This is a genomic window from Arthrobacter sp. B0316-1-20, from assembly GCF_059091865.1.
The window spans coordinates 153,880-180,401 of record NZ_JBNHHC010000001.1 but is presented as its reverse complement, the minus strand read 5'-3'; the positions used below and the strand labels follow the sequence as shown (position 1 = coordinate 180,401).

26 protein-coding genes and 1 riboswitch are annotated in these 26,522 nt (G+C 68.0%); of the genes, 13 read left to right on the top strand and 13 right to left on the bottom strand.

Going from position 1 to position 26,522, the window contains the following annotated elements:
- Nucleotides 1-95 precede the first annotated feature (95 nt).
- On the top strand, nt 96-1,025 hold the full coding sequence (locus AC5RW2_RS00865) for an ABC transporter permease (RefSeq protein WP_494073442.1): 930 nt from the start codon (nt 96-98) through the stop codon (nt 1,023-1,025).
- An 11-nt stretch (nt 1,026-1,036) separates the two neighbouring features.
- Complete coding sequence (locus AC5RW2_RS00860; protein WP_494023477.1) at nt 1,037-1,840, top strand: ABC transporter permease; 804 nt, start codon at nt 1,037-1,039, stop codon at nt 1,838-1,840.
- A 51-nt stretch (nt 1,841-1,891) separates the two neighbouring features.
- Here the strand turns inward: AC5RW2_RS00860 and AC5RW2_RS00855 are convergent, their stop codons facing one another.
- Nucleotides 1,892-2,959 (bottom strand): enoyl-CoA hydratase/isomerase family protein, encoded by a 1,068-nt coding sequence (locus AC5RW2_RS00855; protein ID WP_494073441.1) that lies wholly within the window; start codon nt 2,957-2,959, stop codon nt 1,892-1,894.
- Nucleotides 2,960-3,103: 144 nt separating this feature from the next.
- Between AC5RW2_RS00855 and AC5RW2_RS00850 the strand changes: the two genes are divergently transcribed.
- A complete protein-coding gene (locus AC5RW2_RS00850; protein ID WP_494073440.1) occupies nt 3,104-4,210 on the top strand; it encodes a copper resistance D family protein in 1,107 nt (368 codons plus the stop codon).
- Here AC5RW2_RS00850 and AC5RW2_RS00845 read toward each other — a convergent pair.
- The 4 genes from AC5RW2_RS00845 to AC5RW2_RS00830 form a co-directional block, all read right to left on the bottom strand.
- A complete protein-coding gene (locus tag AC5RW2_RS00845) occupies nt 4,207-4,569 on the bottom strand; it encodes a hypothetical protein (protein WP_494001668.1) in 363 nt (120 codons plus the stop codon). The genes AC5RW2_RS00850 and AC5RW2_RS00845 overlap by 4 nt on opposite strands.
- A complete protein-coding gene (locus AC5RW2_RS00840; protein ID WP_494073439.1) occupies nt 4,515-5,954 on the bottom strand; it encodes a glycosyltransferase family 2 protein in 1,440 nt (479 codons plus the stop codon). The genes AC5RW2_RS00845 and AC5RW2_RS00840 overlap by 55 nt, the downstream gene beginning before the upstream one ends.
- 603 nt (nt 5,955-6,557) lie before the next feature.
- Nucleotides 6,558-8,360, bottom strand: coding sequence for a DUF4389 domain-containing protein (locus AC5RW2_RS00835; protein WP_494073438.1), 1,803 nt, complete (start codon nt 8,358-8,360; stop codon nt 6,558-6,560).
- Between the two features lie 402 nt (nt 8,361-8,762).
- Nucleotides 8,763-9,206, bottom strand: coding sequence for a glutaredoxin family protein (locus tag AC5RW2_RS00830; protein ID WP_494023471.1), 444 nt, complete (start codon nt 9,204-9,206; stop codon nt 8,763-8,765).
- 160 nt (nt 9,207-9,366) lie between these two features.
- Here AC5RW2_RS00830 and AC5RW2_RS00825 point away from each other — a divergent pair, with 160 nt between their 5' ends.
- Nucleotides 9,367-10,119 carry a SurA N-terminal domain-containing protein gene (locus AC5RW2_RS00825; protein ID WP_494073437.1) on the top strand — a complete coding sequence of 251 codons (753 nt, stop codon included), beginning with the start codon at nt 9,367-9,369 and terminating at the stop codon, nt 10,117-10,119.
- 107 nt (nt 10,120-10,226) lie between these two features.
- Here AC5RW2_RS00825 and AC5RW2_RS00820 read toward each other — a convergent pair whose 3' ends face one another.
- The 3 genes from AC5RW2_RS00820 to AC5RW2_RS00810 all read right to left on the bottom strand — a co-directional run bounded on the left by AC5RW2_RS00820 (nt 10,227) and on the right by AC5RW2_RS00810 (nt 12,018).
- Nucleotides 10,227-10,661: an Hsp20/alpha crystallin family protein gene (locus tag AC5RW2_RS00820; protein WP_494073436.1), complete on the bottom strand. Its 435-nt coding sequence runs from the start codon at nt 10,659-10,661 to the stop codon at nt 10,227-10,229.
- Between the two features lie 155 nt (nt 10,662-10,816).
- Nucleotides 10,817-11,377: a GNAT family N-acetyltransferase gene (locus AC5RW2_RS00815; RefSeq protein ID WP_494073435.1), complete on the bottom strand. Its 561-nt coding sequence runs from the start codon at nt 11,375-11,377 to the stop codon at nt 10,817-10,819.
- Between the two features lie 80 nt (nt 11,378-11,457).
- Entirely contained in the window at nt 11,458-12,018 is a 561-nt protein-coding gene (locus AC5RW2_RS00810; protein ID WP_494073434.1) for a type 1 glutamine amidotransferase domain-containing protein, read from the bottom strand.
- 215 nt (nt 12,019-12,233) lie between these two features.
- Between AC5RW2_RS00810 and AC5RW2_RS00805 the strand changes: the two genes are divergently transcribed.
- The 5 genes from AC5RW2_RS00805 to AC5RW2_RS00785 all read left to right on the top strand — a co-directional run bounded on the left by AC5RW2_RS00805 (nt 12,234) and on the right by AC5RW2_RS00785 (nt 15,809).
- Complete coding sequence (locus AC5RW2_RS00805) at nt 12,234-13,292, top strand: iron-containing redox enzyme family protein (protein WP_494073433.1); 1,059 nt, start codon at nt 12,234-12,236, stop codon at nt 13,290-13,292.
- Nucleotides 13,289-14,323, top strand: coding sequence for a glycosyltransferase family 2 protein (locus tag AC5RW2_RS00800; RefSeq protein WP_494073432.1), 1,035 nt, complete (start codon nt 13,289-13,291; stop codon nt 14,321-14,323). The genes AC5RW2_RS00805 and AC5RW2_RS00800 overlap by 4 nt, the downstream gene beginning before the upstream one ends.
- Nucleotides 14,259-14,468 (top strand): CDGSH iron-sulfur domain-containing protein, encoded by a 210-nt coding sequence (locus tag AC5RW2_RS00795; RefSeq protein ID WP_494001678.1) that lies wholly within the window; start codon nt 14,259-14,261, stop codon nt 14,466-14,468. Before AC5RW2_RS00800 ends, AC5RW2_RS00795 begins: the two co-directional genes overlap by 65 nt.
- A 55-nt stretch (nt 14,469-14,523) precedes the next feature.
- Nucleotides 14,524-15,387 carry a phosphatase PAP2 family protein gene (locus AC5RW2_RS00790; protein ID WP_494026232.1) on the top strand — a complete coding sequence of 288 codons (864 nt, stop codon included), beginning with the start codon at nt 14,524-14,526 and terminating at the stop codon, nt 15,385-15,387.
- 122 nt (nt 15,388-15,509) lie between these two features.
- Entirely contained in the window at nt 15,510-15,809 is a 300-nt protein-coding gene (locus AC5RW2_RS00785; protein WP_493979599.1) for a hypothetical protein, read from the top strand.
- Nucleotides 15,810-15,929: 120 nt separating this feature from the next.
- Here the strand turns inward: AC5RW2_RS00785 and AC5RW2_RS00780 are convergent, their stop codons facing one another.
- The 3 genes from AC5RW2_RS00780 to AC5RW2_RS00770 all read right to left on the bottom strand — a co-directional run bounded on the left by AC5RW2_RS00780 (nt 15,930) and on the right by AC5RW2_RS00770 (nt 17,916).
- The gene (locus tag AC5RW2_RS00780) at nt 15,930-16,478 is read right to left on the bottom strand and encodes a DUF488 domain-containing protein (RefSeq protein WP_494073431.1); all 549 of its coding nucleotides are present in this window, start codon (nt 16,476-16,478) and stop codon (nt 15,930-15,932) included.
- Nucleotides 16,479-16,491: 13 nt separating this feature from the next.
- On the bottom strand, nt 16,492-16,929 hold the full coding sequence (locus AC5RW2_RS00775) for a LapA family protein (protein WP_494001682.1): 438 nt from the start codon (nt 16,927-16,929) through the stop codon (nt 16,492-16,494).
- A 192-nt stretch (nt 16,930-17,121) separates the two neighbouring features.
- A complete protein-coding gene (locus AC5RW2_RS00770; protein ID WP_494023462.1) occupies nt 17,122-17,916 on the bottom strand; it encodes a hypothetical protein in 795 nt (264 codons plus the stop codon).
- Nucleotides 17,917-18,063: 147 nt separating this feature from the next.
- Between AC5RW2_RS00770 and glsA the strand changes: the two genes are divergently transcribed.
- A complete protein-coding gene (gene glsA / locus AC5RW2_RS00765; protein WP_494073430.1) occupies nt 18,064-19,878 on the top strand; it encodes a glutaminase A in 1,815 nt (604 codons plus the stop codon).
- 4 nt (nt 19,879-19,882) lie between these two features.
- Here glsA and AC5RW2_RS00760 read toward each other — a convergent pair whose 3' ends face one another.
- Entirely contained in the window at nt 19,883-21,346 is a 1,464-nt protein-coding gene (locus AC5RW2_RS00760; RefSeq protein WP_494073429.1) for an aldehyde dehydrogenase family protein, read from the bottom strand.
- A 287-nt stretch (nt 21,347-21,633) separates the two neighbouring features.
- Here AC5RW2_RS00760 and AC5RW2_RS00755 point away from each other — a divergent pair, with 287 nt between their 5' ends.
- Both AC5RW2_RS00755 and AC5RW2_RS00750 read left to right on the top strand, forming a co-directional pair.
- On the top strand, nt 21,634-22,704 hold the full coding sequence (locus AC5RW2_RS00755; RefSeq protein ID WP_494073428.1) for an MBL fold metallo-hydrolase: 1,071 nt from the start codon (nt 21,634-21,636) through the stop codon (nt 22,702-22,704).
- Entirely contained in the window at nt 22,701-24,062 is a 1,362-nt protein-coding gene (locus AC5RW2_RS00750) for an MFS transporter (protein ID WP_494001687.1), read from the top strand. The genes AC5RW2_RS00755 and AC5RW2_RS00750 overlap by 4 nt, the downstream gene beginning before the upstream one ends.
- A 75-nt stretch (nt 24,063-24,137) precedes the next feature.
- On the opposite strand, the gene AC5RW2_RS00745 is transcribed toward AC5RW2_RS00750, so the two are convergent.
- Nucleotides 24,138-25,070 (bottom strand): LysR substrate-binding domain-containing protein, encoded by a 933-nt coding sequence (locus tag AC5RW2_RS00745; RefSeq protein ID WP_494014614.1) that lies wholly within the window; start codon nt 25,068-25,070, stop codon nt 24,138-24,140.
- Nucleotides 25,071-25,319: 249 nt separating this feature from the next.
- A riboswitch (cyclic di-AMP (ydaO/yuaA leader) is annotated at nt 25,320-25,484 on the top strand.
- A gap of 3 nt (nt 25,485-25,487) precedes the next feature.
- Here AC5RW2_RS00745 and AC5RW2_RS00740 point away from each other — a divergent pair.
- The gene (locus AC5RW2_RS00740; protein ID WP_494073427.1) at nt 25,488-26,396 is read left to right on the top strand and encodes a C40 family peptidase; all 909 of its coding nucleotides are present in this window, start codon (nt 25,488-25,490) and stop codon (nt 26,394-26,396) included.
- Nucleotides 26,397-26,522: the final 126 nt, after the last annotated feature.

Below are 26,522 nucleotides of genomic sequence, written 5' to 3'. Positions count from 1 at the left end.
CAGCACGACGGCGGTGTCCCCGCCGGCCGTGCACACGCATCCTGATCAGCACCGCATCTGAAGGAGGAACGGCGGGCAGGCCCGCCGAAACCACCATGGCAGCACCAACGATCGAACCGGAGGCCGCAGCCGGCAGCGCCTCGGCGCCGGGCAGCGAGCGCAGCGGACTGGGCGACCGGATCTCCCGACTTCTCTACGCCCGGCCCAAACTGCGGCTGACCGCGCTCCTGACCCTGCCGCTGGCCTGGCTGGGCGTGCTGTACATCGGATCGCTGATCCTGTTGTTCATCACCGCTTTCTGGACCACCGACTCCTTCACCTCCAAGGTGATCCCCGCGTTCACCGTGGAGAACTTCGTGGAGATCCTGACAGTGCCGGCCTATCAGTTCACCGCGCTGCGGACCATCGGCATCGCGCTGGCCGTGACCGTGCTGTGCGCCGCGCTGGCGCTGCCGCTGGGACTGTACATGGCCAAGGTCGCCTCGCCGCGGATGCGCGCGGTGCTGGCCATCGGCATCACGCTGCCGCTGTGGGCCGGCTACCTGGTGAAGGTGTTCTCCTGGCGCATCACGTTCTCCAGCGGCGGCCCGCTGGACTGGCTGCTGGCCCCGCTGGGCATGACCGGGCCGGGCTACGGCACCGCGGCGCTGGTGGTCACGCTGGCTTACCTGTGGTTCCCGTACATGGCGGTGCCGGTGTACTCGGCCTTCCGCCAGATCCCGGACAACCTGTTCGACGCTTCCTCGGACCTGGGCGCGAAGGCTTGGTCCACGGTGCGCACGGTGGCCATCCCGCTGTTAAAGCCGGCGTTCATTGCCGGGTCCATCTTCACCTTCTCGCTGAGCCTGGGCGATTACATCGCGGCGCAGTTCGTCGGCGGGAAAACGCAGGTGATCGGCACGGTGATCGCCTCCAACATCAACCTCAATCCGCCGTTGGCCGCCGCGTTCGGCACCGTGCCCATCGTCGTGGTTGTCCTGTACCTCTTCCTGGCCCGCAAGTCCGGCGCCCTCAAGCAGCTTTAGGAACTTCACCGATGAGACTTTCCTCCTCCGCCAAGATCACCCTGCGCCTGTTCGCCGGGCTGGTGATGGCCGCCATCTACCTGCCGCTGCTGCTGGTGATCGTCAACTCCTTCAACGCCACCACCTCCGGCGCGTTTCCCATCACCGAATTCACCACCCGCTGGTGGGAAGCCGCCTTCCGCAACGAGGGCGTGCGGGAGGCGCTCTGGACCTCGCTGCGCGTGGCCACGGTAGCCACCGTGATTGCGCTGCTGCTGGGCAGCATGATCGCGTTCGCGCTCTCCCGGTACGACTTCTTCGGGAAGAACACGGTCAACCTGCTGGTGGTGCTGCCCATCGCACTGCCGGGCATCGTCACCGGTGTGGCGCTGAACAACACGTTCAAGACGGTCCTGGAACCGCTGGGCATCGGCCTCGGGCTGTTCTCGGTGATCGTGGGCCACGCGACGTTCTGCATCGTGATGGTGTTCAATAATGTGCAGGCCAGGCTCGGCCGGATGAACAAGGGCCTGGAAGAGGCCGCCATGGACATGGGCGCCAACGTGGTCAAGACCTTTTTCCAGGTCACCTTCCCGGGCTTCCGCTCGGCGTTCGTGGCCGGCGGCCTCCTGGCCTTCGCGTTGAGCTTCGACGAGATTGTGGTGACCACCTTCACGGCCCCGCCCGGAACCGAGACCCTGCCCATCTGGATCTTCAACAACATGGCCCGGCCCAACCAGGCGCCGGTGGTGAACGTGATCGCTGCCGTGCTGATCATTGTGTCGATGATCCCGGTGTACCTGAGCCAGCGGATGACCGGAGACGACAAGAAGTAGCAACAGCAGGAACGGCGCGGGTTCCCGGTTTCCGGGGCCCGCGCCGTTCGTTTAGCTGCCCGCGGCCGGTTGTGCCGCAACGGATGCGGCCAGGCCCAGTTCGTCCTCGCCCAGGTCCGCGAAGTAGGACTCGACGGCGGCACGGTCCACCTCCGCGAGCGTAGCCGGGTTCCACCGCGGATTGCGGTCCTTGTCGATCACCTGGGCGCGCACGCCCTCGGCGAAGTCCGGGGCGGCGACCAGCCGGATGCCCAGGCGGTAGTCCTGGTCGAGCACCTCCTCCAACGTGTCCATCCTGCCCGCCCGGCGGAGGGCCTCGAGCGTGAGCTTCACGGCCGTGGGCGATTTCAGGGCGATCTCCTCGGCGGCGACGCGCGCGGCCGGGACCGGCGAGGTCCGCAGGGCGGCGAGGATCTGCTCCGCGTCGTCGTAGGCGTAGCACTCGTCGATCCAGTGGCGTTCCTTGTCCAGGTTTGACGCCGGGACATCCGTGTGGGAAAAGGCCGCCATGGCTTCGATGGCCGGGGCTTCGGCGAGCGCGGCCGCCAGGGCCGGGAGCTCCGCGCTGTCCACGAAGTAGTCGGCCAGGCCCATCACGATGGCATCGGCTCCGGTCCCGGTGCCCGCGGTCAGCGCGAGGTGGGTGCCAAGCTCCCCCGGTGCCCGCGAGTACAGGAAGCAGCCCCCGACGTCGGGAATGAACCCGATCCGGGTCTCCGGCATGCCGATCTTGGTCCGCTCGGTCACCACCCGGTAGGAGGCGTGTGCCGACACTCCGACGCCGCCGCCGAGCACCACGCCGTCCATGAACGCGACGATCGGCTTCGGGTAGCGGGAGATCAGCGAGTTCATCCGGTACTCGTCTTCCCAGAAGAGCTGGTCGCCGCCGTCCTTCATGTGCCGGTAGATGGCCACGATGTCGCCGCCGGCGCACAGTCCCCGTTCCCCGGCACCGGAAATCAAGACGGTCTCGACGGCGTCGTCCTCGGCCCACTCGCGGAGGGCCGCCGTGATCGACGTGATCATGGAGTCGTTGAGGGCGTTGATGGCCTTCGGGCGGTTCAGGACGATGTGGCCCAGGCGGCCGTTGCGCTGCAGCAGTATCTCGTTGGTATTCATCGCTGGACAGCCTACCCGGCGGCGGCCGCCGCGTCAGCGGGCGTGGGGCGGCCGCCGTCGTAGCTGTGGAGGCGACAACGGTTGACAGCGACCGGCGGCCCGCAGACTCTCGACGCCGCGGGGTGCGCGGCCTATCCTGCACGAATGACCCATCCCGACGCGGAACCGGGCACGCAGCCGGCGTCCGGGCCTCCGGAACCGCCGCTGCGCCGGCTGCCGGTGTGGGCTGCTGCGGGCTGCTGCCTGCTGCTGGGGGCCGGCCTGATGGTCCTGGGACTTGCCGCGGGAGGCGCGGTCGCGCCGCCCCTGCCGGGTCTGCCCTCGGCGGGAGCAGCGACCGCTTGGGGGCTTCCGGCGGCAACGCTGCTGGCCACCGTCGGCATGGTCCTGGCCATCGGCTTCGCCTGCGTGGCGCTGCTTGCCCTCCCCGCGGGAAGCCAGGAACTGTCGTCTGCCGGCCGAAGGCTGGCCGTCGTGGCGGCCGCGCTGGGAGCCACCGCGGTGCCGGCCGTGGTGGTCCGCCTGTGGTTTACCGGGAGCGAACTGCTCGGCGTGTCCGTCACCCAACTGGACCCCGCGGAGCTGATGCGGGTGGTCTTGGAGGTCAGGCCCGGCAGGGTCCTGCTCTTCCAGGCGGTACTGACGGTCGTGGCGGCGGCGACCGCGCGGTTCTCGCGCACGGCGACCGGCGAGGGACTGGCCCTGATTCTTCTGGTGGCAGCCCTCGCCATGCCGCCGCTGGCAGGCCACGCCTCCAGCCACGACGAACACTTCCTGGCGGTTGCCAGCCTGGGCCTTCATGTATCCGCCGCTGGCCTCTGGGCGGGCGGGTTGGCGGGCGTGGCGTACCTGGCGCTGCGGGCACCTAACGATTTCCTGCGGACCGTGCGGCGCTACAGCACGCTGGCGCTGGCCTGCGCCACGGCGGTGGCTGCCAGCGGCCTGGTCAATGCCGTGCTCCAGGTTCAGGCCCCGGCCGCGTTGGTCTCCGGCTACGGGTTCCTGGTGTTGGGCAAGGCGGCGGCGTTCGCGCTGTTGATTGTGTGCGGCTGGCTGCATCGCCGCACGACGCTGCGCGCCTTTGCTGCCCGGGAACGTGCTCCCGTCGGCCTCCCGGCCATGGCGGATCCCGGGCTGTCGGCCGGACCCGCGCCGCTGCGGCCGTTCCTCCGGCTGGCCGCCGCCGAGCTCATGGTGATGGCGGCGGCTTACGGCCTGGCGATAGCGCTGGCCCGGACACCTCTGCCCTAGCTGGTTCCGCGGCGTGGCATGTCCACGACGGGCGGGGCAGGGACAGCCATTCCGTCAGCTCGGCGTCCGCCGGAACGAGCGTGCCCCCGGCGCGTGTCAGGGTGGATGCTGCGCGTCTCGGAGCGCTGGTTGGTTCTGCGCATCCAGTCGGCGGGGTAGACCTTGGGTAGAATCTTGGTCACGGCCAGCGCGGCATACATGACGGTGTTTATGGCAACGAAGGCCGCTAGGACCGCAAACAGTTCGGAGTGCAGGATCGGTTCGGGAAGCAGGATTCCGGCGGGCAGTATGAAGTAGGCGCCGGTCATGACCGGGCCGCCCTTGCTGCTGCCGGGCCGCGGCGCGTGACGTGCTTCCATGTGGCCTTCCGGCCCAGGGATATGTCGATGATTCCTTTGACGTAGACGATGTTTATAAACATGTCGAAGAACAGTTCGGGCAACAGCGTGAGTGCTAGCAGGCGTGCCCGCCAGCCGCCCTTCCACACCGTGGCCGTCCGTTCCACGGCGAACAGGGCACCCATCCCGAGCCAGAATGGGAACAAGATCCAATCATCAAGTGAGAGCACCATCAGCGCGATGAGCAGCAGGTAGGAGCCCAGGGCAATGACGCCGTAGCCGATGCCCAGTTGCTGGGCCCAGTAACGAAGCGTCTGTGGGGTAATGCCGTAGGCGCCGATGTTCTCCAGGGCACCGCGCTGCCAGCGCAGGCGCTGCGCCCACAAGGTGCGCCAAGTGGGCATCAGTTCGGTGACGACCGTGCACTGCGCCGGGGAGATCGTTAGGGCGCCGAGAGACTTCAGCGCGATGGTTAGTTCGTTGTCTTCCGTCAGTGACGCCGTGTCATAGACGTCACCTGGCTTCCCTGGAATCGACCGTCCGCGCTGCAGTGCCGCCGCGCGCAGCGCAGCGGGACGAAAGAGGGAGGCGGTGCCGGTGAGCACGAACACCCGGCCGCGGCGGCGGCGCATCTCACGGGCATAACGGATGTACTCGTTGCGTTGGAACTGGCCAAGCAGCCCGTGCCCTTCCTCCCCGTTAAACAACCCGCCTACAGCCATCAGCGCGCGGTCGTCTGTGAAGCGTTGGACCGCGGCCGCCAGAAAGCCGTCATCGAGTCTCGTGTCGGCGTCCATCACCATGACGACGTCGTTGTCGCCTTGTCCCGGCAGCAGCATATTGAGCGCCTGGTTCAGCGCTCCGGCCTTCTTTTGCGTGTTGTCCACTGTTTCGAAGACTTCGACCCCGGCTTCGGCGGCAAGTCGGACGGTGGAGTCGTTGCAGTTATCGGCGACAACGATGACTCGTTCCGGCTTGTGCGACTGGGCCAGCAGAGAAGCGATGGTTTCGGGGAGGGAAGCCTCCTCATTGTGGGCCGGAATCAACACGGTCACCGTGACTGGGCCTGCGTAGACACCGCGGGTTGCGGCCATCACCAGCCTCGGAGCCAGGGGAGTTGCCCGGTGGTCGATGGAGCGGCGCGATCTGGTCGACACGAGCCGCTCGAGCAGCGCTATGCCGGTCACAAGCAGAAGCGCCAGGGCAGCGGCCGCCAGAATCACCCGCGCGGGAGGAGCCTGCGTGTCGTAGAGGAAGCTCCAAAGCCCGAAAATAACGCCTTCGGAGGGGGAAGCGGGCGCTTCCCGATCGTTTGCGGCAACGGCGGAGCAAAGCCCCGTCGCCGCGCCCGCGGCAGTCACCCCAATGACCGCGCCGACTCCCCGCTTAAACCGCCCCCGCTCCATACACCCGCTCCTGCTGGAATGAACGTCTCAGCTGAAGACTAGCGGGTACCGGTTTGGGGCCTGCAGGGTTATCCGCTGCGTTTGCTCAAGTTGTTATGTGACCCGTGGTGGCGGCTTGAACACGTCGGAGCACCCCCAAGCCGCAACCGTCGATGACCGGCAGTGCGCGAGCCCATTTGGATCTGGTTGACACTCCCCATGCTTTTGGGGCGGCCAGGGTCAGCGCGTCGTTGGTGCGGCGGGTCATGCGTGCGAACCGGCGGTTTCGGACCGGAGAGGCCTGCCCGCTCGTGCAGGTAGGAGAAGTACAGTTCCCTGGCGGTCGGCAGGATGATCAGCTGGACGGTCGTCCGGCCAGATCCGAATCGACGATGCGGGCGTCGTCAGTTCCAGCACAACTGTCCCTCCCTCTCCGATCGGATTCTACGGGGAGCGCCCGACGGAGCGTGCGACGGTCGACACGGCTGAGCGGCGCCGCCCGGAATCATCGGCGAGCAATCTCGTCCTTACCTGGCTTCGCCTAATGCGGAGACACACCCTAGCTGGGTCCGCTGCGTGGCCAGAAGGAACGCGGGTGAAGGCTGCCAGGAGCAGTCTCTTGGCTTAGGTCGTTCCTGGCGGGCGGGTCCACGGCTCCGGTCCCCCGTTGCCCGGGGGCGGTGTTCCGGGTGTCCCGGGTTCTTGCGGCCGGGCTGTCGGCGCCTGCGGGTTGGCGGGCCCTGGCCCCTGAGGGGCGGTCCCCGGGTAGACGGGCCCTGGCCCCTGAGGTGCGGTCCCCGGGTAGACGGGCCCTTGCGCTGCGGCCGGGGCCGACGGATCGACGGGCCCCTGCGCTGCGGCCGTGGCAGACGGGTCGACGGGCCCCTGGTCCAGGCGGAAGGGCGGGTACTCGTCGCGCATCAGCAAGACGTAGGCCGCCACCCGGTAGGCCCAGCGGTTGATGCCGATGATCAGGGCGAACAGCTCCTGCCGGTAACGGCCGCTGAAGAGCAGGATCACCGCGGTGATCAGCACGAGCAAGCCCAGCAGCGAGGGACCCCACGTTGCCGGGGACGCATAGGCGTCCTCGCCCCAGCCCCTGCCCCAACCGCGGTCCCAGGCGGCACCGGTGCCGCTGGTGAAGATGCCGACGATGAGCAGGTGCGGGATGGCCAGCAGCCACCATTTCACCAGCACGAGCCAGTGCGAGAGGCGCTGCGGGTACGCCACGTCCAGGTTGGCCGGGTAGTCCGCGGCGGCCAAGGTGAACGGCGGATACCGGTCCGTGCCCAGCGCGGAGTACCCGTAGAAACCCACACGCCAGGACCAGCGCAGCACTCCGACGTTGAACCAGAACCAGGACCTCGGATAACGCCCGGTGAACAGGATCACGATCCCGGCCGCGATCGTGGCCACCAGCACGGCAAACCACAGCACGGCCAGGACGATGTAATGCGGAATCGCCAACAACCACTTGACGAGCCAGAGCCAGCGCGAGAGCCGGTCATCCAGGAAGCCGGTCACCAGCACCGGGTATGTCTGCGTCGACCTTCCCCACCCGGCGCTCGCGGCCGGCGCGGCTCCCGGGCCCTGGCCCGGGCGGCGGTACTGATCCATGCCGTCCGGGCGCTGGCCCGGACGGGAACGATCCGGATCGATGTCGCGGCCCAGGCCCGCGGAACCGAGCAACAGGAGGGGAATGCCGATGACCAGGCAGACCAGCCCGGCGATCAGCAGGCCGTTCCCGGCCGGTCCCAGCACATCGGATCGTGCCCCTGCCTGCACCTCCACCCACACCGGGCGGGAGGCGTCCGCGTTCATCACGACGAGCGACCACCGGCCGGGCTGCAGGTCCCAGGCAACTTGCTGCGGGCCGCTGCCGGAGGTCGATTCCGTCCAGAAGTCCTGCTCCCCGGGCGGAGCCGGCACGCGGTCCCCTTCCGAGGTCACCTCGTCGTCGTCATCGAGCCACGACGAGCGCCCCGGCCGGTCTCCGTCGTCGGACCGGGAGGCGTCACCCAGCGAGGTGTAGGAAACGCCCTCCAGGTAGGCCGCCGCGTCGGAGGCCTCGGCGATGCCCACGAACACCTCTTGGTCCGGAACCACGGGGGTGACGCGCACCTGAAAATTGGCCAGGTCTCCGACCGGCGGAATATTGGGCATCCCCGCTGCCCCGGGGTCGACGACCACGGAAGGGCCGACCAGGGCATACCCCGTGCTCTGGTACTGCTCCGTCGGCCCGGTCAGGTAGCGGCCGTCGCTCTGCACGGCGTTGGCACCCAGAATGACGGCGGCGCTGATGGTCAAGGCCAGCCCGGCGACGCTCAGCAGCACGCCGAGGATCAGCAGCACCCAGTGTCCGGGCTTCATCCGTGCGGCTGGCCGCGCCGGACCGGGCGCGGGAGACGGGACAGGTTGGGCGGTCATGACGGTCCTTTCGCAGCGCGTGCCGGAACCGTGCCCGGACTAAGCGCCTACGGCTGGGTTGGCAGGATGCGGGCAGCCGGACCGGCGCCCGGCTATCGGGTTCTCGTGCGTCAGCGCGTCAGCAATCCGCCCAGCGGTCTCCAACGTCGCATCAAGGGGACTGGCAGAGGCATTCGAAACCCGCATGGTGCCACCTCCCCCTGGGTGCGCTTCCCCGTCACAGTGTGCCCTCCAAGGCCCGGCTCCCGCCCCCAACAGGAACGAGGCCAGCCTGGACGCCGGCGCACTTCAGGCAGCCCCAGTCCGTCAAATGCCGGCGGTACACATGCCCGGCCGCGCTCGGCGCGTGTGGCTGCAGGCACCATGGTACTCAGCCGCTCGGACCGGGGATAGAGTCCGCGCTTACCTGCCGGCCAAGGCCCGGCCGACAAGGTTGGGCTCCGGGTTCGTCACGACCTCTCCGCCCAGCAACACCGTGGGAACGGTTTCGTTTCCGTCGTTGTGCTGCCGGACGAACGCCGCGCCTTCCGGGTCCTGCCAGATGTTCACCCAGTGGGCGGCCCGGCCGTTGCGGCCCAGGGTTGCCCTGAGCCGCAGGCAGTAGACGCAGCCGGGCCGCCAGAAGATGACCACCCGGCCAGGATCGTCGCTTTGGTCCCGCAACGCGGTCCACGGGGCGGCCCGCCGGCTGCCGAAGAAGGGACTGACCGCCCACGCGCCGGCCAGCAGCAGCGTGGCGAAGATGATGGCGGGCAGCCATTCGCCGTCCTGCCCCTTATAGAGCAGGGCAGCCACGCCAAGCCCGGCCAAAGCCGCTGCGGGGAACCATCGCTCGAAGCGTTTCATGGACACAGCGTACGCGCGCCCTACCGCCAGCCACCGTCGCCCTCCCTCCGCTTTTGCCTAGGTTTCTCCCAGCTTTCGCCACGGCAACACACATGCTGGCCCAGTAGTGTCGCTCACTTATGCACCGAGATGGGAGAACAGAGTGACTAAGAAGTGGTTAATGAGCCTGGCCGTTGCCGGCTCCATCGCCGTCCTCACCGCCTGTGGCGGGTCGCCGGCGGAGGAGAGCGGTTCGAGCCCGGCGGCCTCCGCGGAAGTCGGCGCGGGTGCGGAAGGGCAGGCCCAGCTGCCGGAGCCGGATCTTGAAGGCATCCCGGACGTGGTGGCCGTGGTCAACGGGACGGAGATCCCGAAGGACAAGTTCACCGCCGCGTACGAAGGGCAGTTCCAGCAGATGGCCATGCAGTCCCAGATGACGGGGCAGGAATTGGACCAGGACGCGCTGAAGAAGCAGACGGCCGAGGCCATGGTCGGCACGCAGCTGCTGATCCAGGAAGCGGACCACCGCGGGATCAAGGCGTCCGACAAGGACGTGCAGGCCTCACTGGAGGAGATGGCGAAGGCCAACCAGTTCAAGACCGTGGACGAGCTCATGGCCGCCATCAAGGAACAGGGCATGACCGAGGACGAGGTCAATGCCGAGATGGAAACCCAGGTCCGGGTGGACAAGCTGATTGCCGAGGAGGCCGGCAACGCCAAGCCCACCGAGGACGAGCTGAAGGCCGCCTACGAGCAGGCCAAGAAGCAGCAGGAGCAGATGGGCGAACAGACCGGCCAGAAGGCCGAGGTTCCCTCGATGAAGGAAATGCGGCCGAACCTGGAGCAGCAGATCCAGGCGCAGAAGGAAACCGAAGCCACCCAGGCCCTGGTCACGGACCTGCGTGAGAAGGCGGACGTCAAGATCCACCTCTGATTCCTCCTCTTTCGAAACTACGACGACGGTGCCCGACTTAGCGGGCACCGTCGTCGTAGTTGTGGGGCGGCTGACGTAGTTGCCGGGCGGCTGACGCAACCGGCGCCCTACCCGCGCCTGACCTGTATTTTCTGTCGCGGCGTTTCCGCCTCCACCCTTGGAACAGGGGCCTTGATTTCAAGCACCCCGTCCCGGTAGGTGGCGGTGATGTCCTCGTCTTTGACGCCCTGGGGCAGCGGCACGCTGCGGGAGAAGGATCCGTAGCGGAACTCCGAGCGGTAGCTGCCCTTCTCCTTCTGCTCCTTCCGCTCGTGGCGCTCGGCGTGGATATGCAACTGTCCCTCGGAGACGGAGATCTCGGCGTCCTTCTCCGGGTCGATGCCTGGCAGTTCGGCGCGGATGGTCAGGACGTTGTCTTTGATTTCCTCCTCCACCCGGATCATGGATTTTTCCTGTTCACCTTCGAAGAAGCGGCGGAACGGCTCCGCCAATTCGAAGGGCGAGCGGCGCTCGAACGGCGGCCACCTCAACAAATCGCTCATGGCTCACACTCCTGTGACAGAAACCGGCAGGCTGGCGGCCAAGCGCCGCCGGCCCGTCATACCCTTCAGTTTTCGCAGGTGCGGGTCCTGGCATAACGCACCCGGTGCGTCGGCACGGCAACATGGTATAGCTGCCCGGAATATACGGGAATGGGTTAGGCCTGCGGGCGGATGGCGGCATAGAGCAGCATGTCCCGGCGCACGCCGCCGATGGTTTGGTAGCTGCGCAGCAGGCCCTCGCGGCCGAAACCCGCGGATTCGGCGGTCCGGATCGAGGCGTTGTTCCAGGGCTCGATGTAAAGCTCCAGCCGGTGCAGTTCCGGGATGGTCCAGGCGAAGGTCGCGAGCGCCGCGAGCGCATCCGCCGCCCGGCCCTGCCCCCGGTGTGCCGGGCCCATCAGGTAGCCGGCGGTGGACCGGCCTTCCGGCAGGTAGGTCAGCCACAGTCCGATCTGGCCGACCGCCCGATCCGACTCCGCGTCCGCCACCGCGAAGGAGTACCCGGCGCCGGAGGTGAACCGGCCGTTCTGGCGCAGGATCCACTCCACGGCGTCGTCCTCCCGGCACGGCGAAGGGATGGAACTGATTAGCGGGATGTACGGATCCCGGGCCAACTCCAACGCCAGATGGGCGTCATCGCTGCGGAATTGGCGCAGCACCACGCTGCCCTGCGCCGGCGTGACCTCCGGCCAAGCCAAGGGCAGGCGTGCATCCATGTCTGCGATGGGGCCGGTTCCCTTCTGCGGGGCCGGCACGGGCGGCGCGGAAGGGGGCTGCACGGGCGTAACGTCCGGGCTCAAGTGGTTTCGGCCAGGACGTCCATGACGGCGGCCACGAACTGGTCCAGATCGCCCGGGTTGCGGGACGTGACCAGGGTCCAGCCGTGCTCGCGGTCGATCACCACGGGTTCGTCGTCCCAGTGGCCGCAGGAATTCATGATGTCCGCCTTGAGCGAGACGTAGGAGGTGAGGGTCTTGCCGCGGGTGCGCCCGGTTTCGACCAGGAGCCACGGTCCGTGGCAGATGGCGGCGATCGGCCGGCCGGATTCGGAGAAGGACCGCACGATGCCCTGGGCGTCCGGGTCCAGGCGCAACTGGTCCGCGTTCAGGGTCCCGCCGGGCAGGACCAGCAGGTCGTAGTCGCCGTCGGAAACATCCGGCAAAGACTTGTCCACCGGGATTTTTTCGCCCCGGTCCCAGTCCCCGACCAGGGTTTCCACGTCGCCGGCTTCGGGTGCCGCGATCGTGACGTCGACCCCGGCCGCGCGCAGTTTTTCGACCGGGATTTTCAGTTCGTCCTGTTCGACGCCGCGGTTGCTCACCGCTACCAGGACCTTTTTGCCGGCAATTTCGGGCATGTCTTCCGTCCTTCCTACGGGGATGTTCGGACTCTTCCCACCTTGCCACCGCTGGGAAGTGAAGCCAAGCGGCGGGGGACGTTCCTGCTGCGCGCTGCGGGCCAGCGGCCGGGCGGGGCCTTGACGTCCCGCGGCCGCCGGGATGCACTTGAGATCAACAGATCGCCGCCGAGCGCGGTACATAACGCCATGCGCGGGCTACATAAGGAGACGCCGTGAAGCTTCCACATCCCCGGGGTCCTGTCAGTGAAACACTGCTGGCCGCGCTGCAGCGCAACGACGTTCCGGACGCCCTGCCGCAGGTGCAGGACGCAACAGAGCAGGCATTGGCCGCAACGGCGGGCATCCTGTTCGACGACGATCTGCAGCTGGCACTGTTCTGCCTGTACGAACTGCACTACGGCGGGTTGGACGGGGTGAACGACCGGTGGGAGTGGAATCTGCCGCTGCTGCAGGTCCGCGCGAAGATTGAGCAAGACTTGGAAGCGAGGCTGCGGGAGTCGGTGTCCGTGGCGGTGCCGGAGCGGCTGACGGCGCAGGCCGTGGCGGACCGGCTGTTCGAGATGGCAGCCGACGACGGCGGGCCGAGCGTCTCCGGATTCATGGCGCGCGAGGCCACGCTGGAGCAGGCGAAGGAATTTGTGGTGCTCCGCTCGGTGTACCAGCTCAAAGAAGCCGACCCGCATACCTGGGCGATTCCGCGCCTGCACGGGCGGGCGAAGTCGGCGATGGTGGAGATCCAGGCGGACGAGTACGGCGGCGGAAAGCCGGGGCGGATGCATTCGCAGCTGTTCGCGCGCACCATGCAGGGGCTGGGCCTTAATTCGTCCTTCGGCGCATATGTGGACTCGGTTCCGGCCATCACGCTGGCGTCGGTCAACGCCATGTCCATGTTCGGGCTCCAGCGGAGGCTGCGCGGAGCCATCTGCGGGCATCTGGCCATCTACGAAATGACTTCCTCCATCCCGAACGGAAAATACGCCCGCGGCTTCCGCCGGCTGGGCTTTGACGGCGAGGTGGCCGAGTACTTCGACGAGCATGTTGAAGCGGATGCAGTCCATGAACAGATTGCCGGACGGGATCTCGCCGGCGGGCTGATCGCCGAGGACCCCACGCTCGCCGCGGACGTCTTTTTCGGTGCCGGCAGCGCCTGCTATCTGGACGGACTCGCCGGCGGTTGGCAGCTGGACGCGTGGAATGCCGGCAGGTCGGCGCTGCGCCAGCCGCTCGATCCGGGCCAAGAGGCGCCGGTCGCCGCCGGCGCATCGGTGTGAGCATCGAGTATGTCCTGCCGCTGAAGTGGCAGGACTGCACCGGCGACGCCGAGCTGACTGCGTACCTCATGTCGCTGCCTGCCTGGGTGGACATCACCGTGGTGGACGGATCCGCCGACCCCGTGTTCGAACGGCATCACCGGCTCTGGCGGCGGCGGGTGCAGCATCTCCGCCCGGACGGACCGGCCACGCCCAACGGGAAAGTCCAGGGGGTGCTCACCGGATTGCGGCAGGCGCGGCATGACCGGGTCATCATTGCCGACGACGACGTGCGGTACACCCCGGAGAGCCTTGCCGCCGTCGCGGAATTGCTGGCGCAGGCCGAACTGGTGCGCCCGCAGAACTACTTCGACCCGCTGCCGTGGCATGCCCGCTGGGACACCGCGCGGTCCCTGCTGAACCGGGCGTTCGCGTCCGACTACCCGGGCACGCTCGGCGTCCGCCGCTCGCTGCTGCTGAGGACCGGCGGCTACCGCGGCGACGTGTTGTTCGAGAACCTGGAACTGATCCGCACGGTCCAGGCCGCGGGCGGACGCCAGGTCCGGGCCGACGGCATCTACGTCCGGCGGCTGCCGCCCACCTTCCGGCACTTCGTGGGCCAGCGGGTTCGGCAGGCCTACGATTCGCAAACCCAGCCCGGGCGCCTGGCCGTCGAGCTGCTGCTGGTCCCGCTCCTGCTGCTGCAGGCGCGCCGGCCGGCGGGCTACGGGGCGTGGGCGGCCGCCGCCGTCGTCCTTGCAGAAGCGGGGCGGCGGCGCGCCGGCGGTGCCCGGGTGTTCGGCGCGCGGGCCGCGCTGTGGGCACCGCTGTGGGTGCTGGAGCGGGCCGTGACCTCATGGCTCGCCGTGGGCTGGCGCTGGGCGGGCGGCGTGCCGTATTCCGGCCGTCGGCTGCGGAGCGCGGCCAGCAGCCCGGCATCACTGCGGCGGCGGTTCAGCCACTTTAACGCTTCGATAGGAGAAATTTATGACGAGCCAGGAACCGACCGAGATCGTCGTCTGCCCCGACGGGCCGCTGCTGGTGCGCGGTGACTTTGACCTCGTGGACGGCGACGGCGAGGCGGTGCCCCGGACGCGGGAGACGGTCGCCCTGTGCCGCTGCGGCGCGTCGGGCATCAAACCGTACTGCGACGGAACGCACAAGCTGATCGCGGCGAGGCGGAAGGCCGCGCAGTAGCGCGGTCGTGCGGCGCCGTAACGCGGTGGTGCGGCACCGCCGCTGAGGGGGCGTAATGCCTGACGAAGTCAACGACGACGCCGACGCGCCGTCCCGGCCGGTCGACGGTCCGCGCGAAGAGCGCTTCCTGGGCGGGCGGGACCTGACCCGGTGGAACACGCCACCGGGCAGGTTTTTGGCACGCGGGATGCACCGCCTCAGCAGCATCCTGGGTCCACACGCCGCGTTGATCCTCACGCTGGCCGCCGGGGCGCTGGTCGCCGTGCTGCTCACCGTCGCGTCGACCGAGATCTACGAGGCGGTGACCGACGAAGACGGCGTTGCCGAATTCGATCAGCCGGTCCTGGACGCTGCACAAACCGTCCGGTCACCCTGGCTCAATACGGCGGTGACCGCGTTCACGAACATCGGCGGGCCCATCGGCATGCCGATCCTCGCGTTGCTGGTCATGGGTATCCTGACCTTCCGCCGGCGGTCCTGGACACCGGCCATCCTGATCACCACCGCCGCCGCCGGGTCGCTGTTAATGACGGTTGCCGCCAAGCAGTTCATCGGACGGGCCCGGCCGCCGCTGCGGGAGGCGGTGCCGCCGTTCGAATATTCGGCGTCCTTTCCCAGCGGGCACTCCCTCAACGCGGTCGTCATCGCCGGCGTGGTGGCCTACCTGCTCATCCTGCGCCAGGCCAAGCGGCGGTCGAAGATCCTCACCGTCGGCGCCGCTGCCCTGTTCGCGGTGGCCATGGGATTGAGCAGGGTCTTTCTGGGCCACCACTGGTTCACCGATGTCCTGGTCGCCTGGACCCTCGGTGCCGCGTGGCTGGCGCTGGTCATCACCGCCCACCGCCTCTACCTGACCGTTTGGCACCGCGGGGGTGCACGGGGTCCCGCCCAGAGGAGATCCCCGCCGGCGGCACCCTAGGGCGGCACCCTGGGCCGATGCCCTCAGGCGGGTTCGACCGGGACACCGACCAAGGTTGCCTAGCACCCCGCCGGCGAGTGGGCGGGGATAGTCTGGAAGTCCCGACGTCCAAGGAGATGCCCATGAGTTCCGTCCTCCCCACCCTGCTCACCAGCACCGGTCTGCTCGGCGGTTTCAAGACCGGCCAGGCGACGAAGAACCGCCCGCTGGCCGGCGCCGTGCTGGCCGCCGCGGGGGCCGGAGCCTTCGCGATGTGGCAGCGCAACGCCGGCACCGGGCGGGCGGCGGCACTGACCGGTGGCTATCTGGCGGCCTTTGGCGCGTCCCATCCGCTGGCCAAGAAGATCGGCGCCTGGCCGGCGGTGTATACGGTGACGGCGGCGACGGCGCTGGCTTCGCTGGTCTTCGGCCGCAAGCGCTGACCGCCACCGGCGCGCGGGCCACCAAGGCTCTATTCCGAAGCCGCGGCTCGGTTCCCCGGCGCCGTGGTTTATTGCGTACGACTGCGCTCGGTTCCCGAACGGTGTTTTATCGCCCGGGCGTCATGCCGCCGGCAGGTCCCAGTACAACCGGCCGGCTTCGGTTCGCGCACCCGCCGCCGGCTCGTGTAATGATTTCTTGCCGCCGGGCAGCAGGTGCACGACCTCGAAGGCGTGCAGCAGCACCAGGACGTCCGAGATGATCCGGCGGTGGCAGCGCCACCACACGCTCTCGCTGCACATGATCGCCACGTCGGCGGCCTCGGCGTCGGTCAGCAGGCGTCCCAGTCCCTTGGCGAATTCCGGGGTGCGGGTGTAGGCGGCATAGGCCCGGAACGCAGCGACTTGCCACCAACTGTCCGGCTCAGGCTCGCCGGCGGGAATCCGCCGTCGGCCGCCCAAGTCTTCTTCCCAGCGGTAGCCGAGGTGCGCGGTCGGAAGCCATTCGGCGAGCGCGTCGCGACCCATGTCCGGATGCTTGCGGCTGCCCGGGAACCGGCGGACATCGACGACCTTCTGCACGCCGGCGCCGTGGAGCAGTTCGGCCAGCTCTTCGGGCGTGCTGGTGCCGTGACCGACCGTGAACAACCGGCGATGTACGTCCTGTGCCATCTGCGAATCCGCATTAACGCGGGGCAGAACCGTTCTTGCGGCTCACGCGGGTGCGGTAGCGCAGCTGGATGATGCGGGCTGCCCCGGCGGCGGCGACAAAAATTCCCCCGGCGACCGACGCCACGAACAGCGCCAGCCCCAGTGCGACTTGCCCCTCGAAGCCGAAATAGCGCAGCAGGACCTGGTCCTGGTTCTGCGCGATGAACACAATCAGCAGCACCAGCAGGAGCAGTGCAACGACCACCGACGTCCAGATCATCCCCAGCCGGGTGCCTTGTTGCCTCGCCTCGCGCCCGTCAAGCGCGTCCCGGCCTGTCCCGCCGGTTTTGGGCCCAAGATCGCCGGATTTGCCCTGCCCGGAGCCACCGGACGGCCCCGCTCCCGATCGGCCGGTGTGGGTACCCCCGGCTTCGGCTCCGTCCCGTCCCGTGCCCTGCGGATTGGAAGTCATTGCTGTCCTGCCTTTCGCCGCGGCGCCTTTTCCCTCAGCGTAGACGATGCATCAGCGCAGCAACACCGGCGTCAAACCGCAAACACGTCGTGCGCCACGACTTCCTGCACTTCGATCTGCCCACCTGGCAACTCCCAATCATGAACCGGACGGGGCGCATGGCCGCGCCTACGTGTCCGCTGCCGGCCCTTGCTACTCCGCGAGGTTGCTGCGCAACAACTTGAAAAAGCGCTTCTGGTAGTCCGGCCATTCGTCGCTCACCAGGACGCGTTCAATCCCCTGCCGGACCCACTCGGCGTCCCAGTAGCCCAGCTTCACCAACTGCGGCAGCAGAACCGCCAGCTTGCGGTTCTCCCGGGGATTGCCCTCATCGAACTGCATGGCGCTGGCACCTTTGATTCCCGGTACGTGGAACAGCTCCTTGAGCGTCACGTCGATTAATCCCGGCCGCGCCCGCAGGAACTTGAGAAAGTCGATGGCTTCAACCTGCGTCTGGCTCAACAGCAGGAGCATCGCACCTCGGTGCGCCGGGGCCGGCACGAGGCCGTCGCGGACCCAGTCGAACATCGCGTCAATACCGCGGTTGCGGTCCCAGCCTTTGGGATTGCGCAGATAGCGGGCAGCCCATGCCTCGACGAACAGGTCAAGGTGGCCCGGAAACAACACCGGCGGCACGTCGCGCGCAACTTTGAAGTCGGTGTAGGACAGGTTGGCGGACCGCTCGGCGCCGATGCAGGCCATGTGGGCGATGTCCGCGGCGGCCCAATGGTCGGGCTTCAGCGGGCCCTGCCACCACCCGTCCGGCGAGCGCTCGCCGGTCGGCTCTGCCGAGACCACCGTCCGGAACCGCCGCACCATCGACTTCTGGCGCCGCTTTTCGCTGTCCGGCATGGCTGCCGCGTAGCCAAGGACCCCGTCGCGATCACCGGCGCCCAGCAAGTCGAACAGCGGATTGTCGGCGGCCGGCACCGGCCCGGGATCGGTCATACCGCCAATCTAACCCGCAGGCCGCCGACGACTCGGCTTTCCGGCATGATCGGCACCTCGGCGGCCCGCTCGCCGGGCATGGCCCGTGGGCCGGGCCGGGACCCGCCCCGTTGGTTGTACGTTCCAGCCACCCCATAGGCTGGCATCATGGACTCCCCTATCCAGAGCTATCTCCGCACCCTGCACGCCGAGCTCGCCGGCCTCAAGGACGGCAAGCCGTACGGCGGGATTCCCGCGATGGCCGGGGCGGACCCGGACAAGTTCGCCATCTGCCTGGCCACCGTGGACGGCTATGTGTACGAGGTCGGCGACTCTAACGAAGAGTTCACCATCCAGTCCATATCCAAGCCCTTCACGTACGGGCTCGCGCTCTCCGACCTCGGCCTCGACGCAGTGGACCAGAAGGTGGACGTAGAACCGTCGGGCAACGCCTTCAACGAGATCTCCCTGGCTCCGGGCACCGGCCGCCCGGCCAACGCGATGATCAATGCCGGAGCACTGACCGCCACCTCCCTGATCAAGGGCAGCGGCGGCAAGACCGGTTTCCGCCGCATCCTCGAGCACTATTCCGCCTTCGCCGGCCGCGACCTGTCGGTCAGCGAACGCACGTTCCAGTCGGAGGCGCGGCACGGCTACCGCAACCGGGCGCTGGCCCACCTGCTGCGCTCCTTCGAGATCATTGAGCAGGATCCGGACCCGGTGGCCGAGGACTACTTCCGGCAATGCTCGGTGCTCGTCACCTGCCGCGATCTCTCGGTCATGGCGGCCACACTGGCCAACGGCGGCACCAACCCGCTCACCGGAAAACAGGTGCTGGACCTGGAGGTGGAGGAACGGGTCCTCTCCGTGATGGCTACCTGCGGCATGTACGACGACGCCGGTGCGTGGCTCTCGGACGTGGGCATGCCGGCGAAGTCCGGGGTCGGCGGCGGCCTGCTCGCGGTGCTGCCGGGCCAGTTGGGCCTGGCCGTTTATTCGCCGCCGCTGGACGACCACGGCAGCAGCGTGCGCGGCGTGGCGGCCAGCCGGCGGATCTCGCACGACATGGGGCTGCACTTCGTCCGGGCCGCGCGCACCGGCCGCAACGCCATCCGCGCCAGCTACGACATCACCGACGCCCCGTCCGGGATCCGCCGCAACGACGAGGCCGCCGAGGTGCTGCGCGCCAACGGGCACCGCGCCCGCGTCATCGAGCTGAACGGCGACCTGCTGTTCGCCGGCACGGAATCCATGGTGCGCGAGGTCAGCGACCTGGACGATTCCGTGGAACTCGTCATCCTGGACATGCGCCGGGTGGACGAAACCGCCCCGGTCGCCCTGGACATGCTGGAGCAGCTTCGCGCCTCGCTCGCGGACGCCGGGCGCGAACTGGTGATGATCGACGGCGAGGGCGCCCTGGCCCAGCGGTTCGAGGAATCCGGGCGGCCGGTGCCGTCGTTCGCCACCCGCAGCACCGCCGTCGAATTCGCCGAAAACCGGCTGATCGCCGGATACGGCGATCAGCTCTGTATGCCCGCCACCGTGGATGTGGCCGACTCCCCTGCGCTCAGCCCGCTCGACCGGGAGGACTCCGCCGCGCTCGCGGAGCTGATGGAAGAGCGCAGCTATGACGACGGCGAGCTCATCCGCCGGGTTGGCCAGCGCTTCGCCGGCGTCTATTTCATCCTGTCCGGCCGCGTCACCACCACCTCCACCGGGCCGGAGAACATCAGGGTCAAACTCACCACCCTCAGCGCCGGCATGACGTTCGGCGAAATGGCGCTGGGCAGCGCGGACCGGCAGGAAACCACCGTGCGCGCCGACGGTCCCGTTCGGGTCAAGCTCCTCCCGGCCGAAACCATGAGCCGGCTGGAGAGCGAAAACCCGCGCCTCGCCGTCGAACTCTGGAAAGCCCTGACCCGCGACGCGTACGCGCACGTGGACCGCTACATGCGCGAAACGGCCGTCCGCATCCGCGACTGACGGCTTAGAACGGGTACTGCGCGTGCCCGTTCTGCTGGATGGTGATCCAGCGCTCCTCGGTGAACGAATTGATGCCGGCCTGCCCGCCGAACTTGCCGTAGCCCGACTCTTGGATGCCGCCGAACGGTGCCATCGGTTCATCCAGCACCGGCTGGTCGTTGACGTGGCCGATGCCGGTCTTGAGCCGCTGCGCGACCTCGATGCCCTCGGCCAGGTTCTCCGTGATAACACCGGAGGTCAGGCCGTAGTGCGTGTCGTTCGCCAGCTTCACCGCCTGTTCCGGGCCGTCCACCTCCATCACCGTGGTCGCCGAACCGAAGATCTCCTCGTCGTAGATGCGCATCTCCTCGGTGATCCCGGAGAGCACGGTCGCGGGCACCACGGCCTGGGCCGCCTTCCCGCCGCCGGCCAGCACCGTCGCGCCCTTGGACACGGCGTCGTCGATCAATGCATACTGCCGGTCCGCCGCGGCCTGCGTGACCTGCGGGCCTATCACCGTGTCCTGCTTCATCGGGTCCCCGGTGGGGAGCTTGGCGACCTTCTCCGCGAACCGGCTCGAGAACTCCCCGGAAATGCTGCGGTCCACGATCACGCGATCCACGGACATGCAGATCTGCCCGGCGTTCATGAACGAGCCGAAGGTCGCCGCCTGCACGGCGTAGTCGACGTCGGCATCCTTGAGCACCACCAGGGAGTTCTTGCCGCCGAGCTCAAGCACCGCAGGCTTCAGGTTCTGCGCCGCCAGCGTGCCGACGATGCGTCCCACCTTGGTGGAACCGGTGAAGTTCACGTTGCGCACGCGGGGGTCGGAGATCAGGGTGCTCACCACCTCGTTCGCGTCCGCCCGGTCATTCGTGATGACGTTCAGCACTCCGGCGGGCAGGCCCGCATCCAGCAACGCGTCCGCCAGGAACAGGCCGCAGGAAAGGGGCGCGTCCTCGCTGGGCTTGAGCACCACGGTGTTTCCCACGGCCATCGGGATGGCCATGGCCCGCATGCCCAGGATGAAGGGCGCGTTCCACGGAGACAGCGCCGCCACCACCCCGTAGGGCTGCCGGACGGAGAACGAGAATTTGCCGGGCAGGTCGGTGGCCAGCACGTCGCCGCGCGGCGCGGTGGTGGCCGCGGCGGCCGAGCGCAGGATGTTGGCGGCCAGCTGGACGTTGAACCCGGCCCAGACCGCCACGCCGCCCACCTCGCCGGCCATCAGCTCGATGCCCTGCTGCATCCGTTCTTCGAACAAATCCGCAGCTTTCAGGAAAATCTTTGCCCGCTGGGTGGGCGGCGTAGCGGCCCAACCGTCGAAGGCCGCCGACGCCGCGTCGACCGCTCGCGTGACATCTTCCGGCCCGGCGGCAGCGACGGTGGCGAAGGGTTCGCCCGTGTAGGGGCCGATGTCCTCGGTGGTCTTGCCGGAGGCTGCCGGGACGTGCTCGCCGTTGATGATCAACTCACGCGTGATGGGCATGGCGCTCTTTCCTTTCCGAAGTGGCTGGGCCACGCCGCCGGCCACAGCCGAAGCGCCGGCCGTCCCCGCGGCCCGGATAAGGCGGAGCCTACTCCCGCCGCCGTGCCCGGACAATGGCACGGACGCGGATGGGGATCGCCCGGCAGCCGAACGGGCCGGCCACGTTATAAGTGAAACCGTTTAAGTAGGTCGGTTATTACCGTTTTACGAAAGTGTTTGTGAGCCGCATCATGGGATTCAGGTTCCGCCGGCACCACAGGCGGAAAGACTTCCGAGGAGCTCGACCCATGACCCATTCCCTCAAGCCGCACGTCGTCACGCTGGGCACCGCGGGCGGTCCCCGCTGGTGGACCGGTGAGAATGCAGGCCGCCGGACCGGCATCGCCACCGCCGTCGTCGTCGGCGATGCCGTCTATCTGGTGGACGCCGGCAACGGCGTCGGACGCCAGCTGATGAAAGCAGGCCTGCAGGTTTCGTCGTTGCGCGGGATTTTCCTGACCCACCTGCATTCCGACCACACGATCGATCTGGCCGGGCTGGCCATCTTCGGATTGTTCACCCTCACGCCCGGACAGCGGAGCATCCGCATTCTGGGACCCGGCGACCGGGGAGAATTGCCGCCGGCTTCACCCCGCGCCACGGTTCCGCCGTCGCCCGTTTTCCCGCAATTGCCGACGCCGGGCACCCGGGACATGTTCCACCACCTGATGCAGGCGTACGCCACCGACCTCAACGACCGGGTCATCGACGCCCTGCGCCCCTCGCCGCTGGACTATTTCGTGGCCGAAGACATCGTGGTCCCCGACGCGATCGGCTACCACCCGAACCAGAACCCGACGCCGGCCGGCATGGAGCCGTTCGAGATCTACCGCGATGAGCTGGTCACCGTGACAGCGACCCTGGTGGAGCACCCGCCCGTGGCACCCGCCTTCGCCTTCCGGTTCGACACGGCCGAAGGGTCGGTCACGATCTCCGGCGACACCGCCCCCTGCCAGAACCTGGTGCGGCTGGCCCGCGGCACCGACCTGCTCCTGCACGAGGCCATCGACTTCGACTGGGTGCAGCGGGCGTACGGCAGCATCGATTCCGACGAAGCCCGGGCCTCAATGGACCACCACCGCAGGTCCCACACCTCGCCGCAGGACGCCATCGCGATCGCGCAGCAGGCCGGCGCCCGCACCTTGGCGCTGCACCACCTGGTGCCGGGAACCACTCCGGACGCAGTCTGGCAGGCACACGGCAAGGACTTCATCGGCACGTTCCTGATCCCCGACGATCTGGACGTTATCTCCTTCTCTTCCAGCGACCCGGAATCCACCGGAGTCGCCGATCATGACGAAATGGCGGTTGCACCATGAGCAATAACACGACGACGGCGTCGGCCCCTGCGGCGAACGACAGGCAGCCCGGGGACCTGAAGGTCCCCAGCCTCAACACCCCGGAGATGCGGCGCATCCTGGCGTCCAGCTTCCTGGGCAGTGCCATCGAATTCTACGATTTCATCCTCTACGCCACCGCGGCGGCGCTGGTTTTCAACACGGTGTTCTTCGTGAACCTGGACCCCGCGGTGGGGATCTTCGCCTCCTTCGCCACGCTGGCGGTCGGCTACATCGCCCGGCCGCTCGGCGGGATCATCTTCGGCCACTTCGGTGACCGGCTGGGGCGCAAGGGCGTGCTGATCACCTCCATGGTGCTCATGGGCGTGGCGACTACCCTGATCGGCCTGCTGCCGACCACGGCGCAGATAGGCATGGCCGCTCCGTTGGCGCTGATTGTCCTGCGCATCGTCCAAGGCTTGGCCGTCGGGGGCGAGTGGGGCGGTGCCATGCTGATGGGCCTGGAACACGCACCGAAGGAACGCCGCGGGTTCGCGGCCAGTTTCGCCAACATGGGAGGTCCCGCCGGTGCGGTGTTGGCCACCCTGGCGGTTTCGGCCGTGTCCGTGCTGCCGGACGAGCAGTTCCTGACCTGGGGCTGGCGGCTGCCGTTCCTGATCAGCATCGTCCTGGTGGGCATTGGCCTGATCGTTCGCCTCAAGGTCGCCGAGTCCCCGCTGTTCCTTGCGCTGGAGGACAAGGCCGAGGAGAAAAAGATCCCGATTCTCGAGGTGCTGACGAAGTACCCGAAGAACGTGATCATGGGCACGCTGGTGGGGATGAGCTCCTACACCGTCCAAGGCCTGATGACCGTCTGGGCCATCTCCTATGTGGTGGACGAGGTCGGCCTGGACCGGACGAGCGTCCTCAACGTCAAAGCGTTGGGCGCGGCGCTGACCGTCGTCGCCATCTGGTTTGCGGCCCGGCACAGCGACAAGCTCGGCCGCCGGCCGGTGATGCTGATCGGCATCACCGCCGGTGCGGTACTGGCCTTCCCCATCATGTGGATGCTGGAGCTCGGGACGCTGTGGCTGTTCGCGATCGGGCTGTTCCTGGCCAACGGAGTCATCCAGGGCACGATCTTCGGACCGTTCGGGGCGTTCACCGCCGAGCTGTTCCCGACCCGGATGCGCTACACCGGCGCCTCGCTGGTCTACCAGCTCTCCTCGACGCTGGGCGCAGGTTTTACCCCCATGATCGCCAGCGGGCTGGTGCTGGCGGCCGGCGGCGAGCTGTGGCTGGTGGCGACAGTCTGGGCCGGCGCGTTCGTCCTCGCAGGGCTGTGCATCTTGGCGATCAAGGAAGGAAAGGACCAGGACCTGACCGCGGAGAACATGTAGTTCCTCCAGCCGTGCCGTAACGGGCATGCGGCGGCCGTTGCCCAAGGCAGCGGCCGCCGTCGCGGTTAAGCGGGATCACGCCGTCGTGTGCTCATCCCAGCCGCTCGCCGCAGCGCCGCCGACCTCTGCGCAAAAATCCAGGAATGCCCGCAGCCTGAGGCTGGGCCGGGTGACGCTGGCGTAGGCCACACAGATGTCGCTGTGACCGACCGGCCCGTCGATTTCCACCGTGGCCAGGGGAAGCCCGTCGTAGCTGTGATTGCCCGGCGGCCGCTGCACCAGCACGGTGTAGCCGAGGCCGCGCGCCACCATGCCCCGCACCGCCTCAAAACTTGACGAACGCCAGGCAATCTTCGGATCCAGCCCGGACAACCGCAGATTGACCAACTGGTTATCGCGCACGGTGGGGATGTCCAGCGAGACGAAGTCCTCTTCGGCCAGCTCGGCGAGCCGGACGCTTTTGCGCGAAGCCAGCGGGTGGCTTGCAGCCAGCAGGACGTAGGGCCGGCCTTCCTTGACGGTGCGGGCCTGCACGCCGGGCAAGAGGTGCCGCGTATGGGTCAGCACCGCGTCCAGATAGCCCTCTTGCATCCGATGCTGCAGCTCGGCGGCCTCGCCTTCCTCCATGGTCACGGTGAGGCGCGGATGCGGCTTGATGAACCGTTCGCTGATCACCGGCACCCAGAAGGCGGACAGGGTGCTGTAACAGCCGATGGCCAGCGGGCCGACCAACCCCTGCTGGCGCTCGATGATGCTGTTCTGCACGTCGTCGGCGTGCCGGACCAGGCTCCGGACGTCCCGCAGGAATTGCTGCCCGACGCCGGTCAGGGCGATTCCGCGGGACCGGTGCCGCACCATCAGCTGCGCGCCGACGATCCGCTCCAGCTCTGTCAGCGCTTGGGACATCGCCGCCTGAGAGATGTGGCTGGCGGCCGCGGCGGCCGAGATTGAGCCGTGGTCAGCGACTGCAACAAAGTACTGAAGCTGTTTAAGCGTGAAGTCCACCACTCTGCCAGCGTACAAGTTAGCCCGCAGCGACTGCTTAATCGGCCGATTGTTGCGCCCGATGTACCGTGACGGACGCGTGCAACGGCCGCCTGGGGGTTGCTCGCTCCTGACCGAAAGATGGCTCTCAGGTTATCCACAGGTAAATTTCAGGGCTTGGACAGTTACCGAACCGTTATGTAATGTTTTCAGCACGTCGGCGATCATGCGCCGATGTCCTCGGAGGGTATTGCCTAGCTCTGCCAGCCTTTCCGAGTTCGTTCGCTAGACATCTGGCAGAGGCGGGGGACCCACATTCCGGGCCCCTCTTGGGGCTCTTGGGGTTAAGTCGTATGGAGTGCTTACCGCGCTGCCGCACGGCCGGGTGACTCCCACCCGAACCCGACAGCTTACCTCGCAGGCATTGGGAGAGGTATCTTCTTGCTGCTCAAAAACAATCGCGCACGCCACCGTGCCACCCCGGTCCGCAACACCACCGTGGCCGGTCTGTCCCAGGCTGTCTCGTCCCGCGCCGGAACCGTCGGCCGCGGCGCCGCCGTCGTTACCGCCGCCGGTGGCCTGATGCTGGGTGCCGGCCTGCCGGCCAATGCCGCCGCCGATGTCACGGTCCCGACCTACGGCGCTGCCAATGCAACGGACACCGTTGCCGCTCCGGCCAACGCCGGCTTCGAGGTGGAGCGCGCTTCCGTTACCAGCTCGGCCGCCGACGCCGGTGCCGCTACCGGTGCCACCACGCACACCGTGGTCGCGGGCGACACGGTGGGCACGATTGCCGCCCAGTACGGCAAGAATGTGCAGGACGTGCTGGCCATCAACGGCCTGGGCGCGTACTCCATCATCTACCCGGGCGACCAGATCGCGCTGACCGGGTCCGTCCAGTCCGGTGGCGGACAGGCAGCGCAGGGCGGCGGCGGAGCCGCCACGACCCTGGCTGCGTCGACCGACGCCGCGACTGTCTCGCTGGCCAGCGCCGACATCAAGCCGGCCTCCACCGGTGGCAACCAGAGCATCGTGGACATCGCCCTGTCCGCCCAGGGCACGCCCTACGTCTGGGGCGGCACCTCCACGGCCGGCTGGGACTGCTCCGGCTTCACCCAGTGGGTATACGCCCAGGCCGGCGTGGACCTCCCCCGCCTCAGCCAGCACCAGGGCGGCGCCCTGACCCCGACCAGCAACCCGCAGCCGGGCGACCTGGTGGTGCAGAACGGCGGCGGCCACGTGGGCATCTACCTGGGCGGCGGCAAAATGATCAGCGCCCTGAACCCGAGCCAGGGCACCATGGTGCACAACGTGAACGCCATGCCCGTTACCGGTTACTACACGATGTAACCACCCCTAAAACTCCTGGACCGGCTATTCCCCCAACGGCCGGTCCGGGATCACAGGGAAGCCTCGTCGGCCTTGCGCCGGCGGGGCTTCTCCTCTTTTAACCCGTAAGCGCGACTTTCCCTCCAC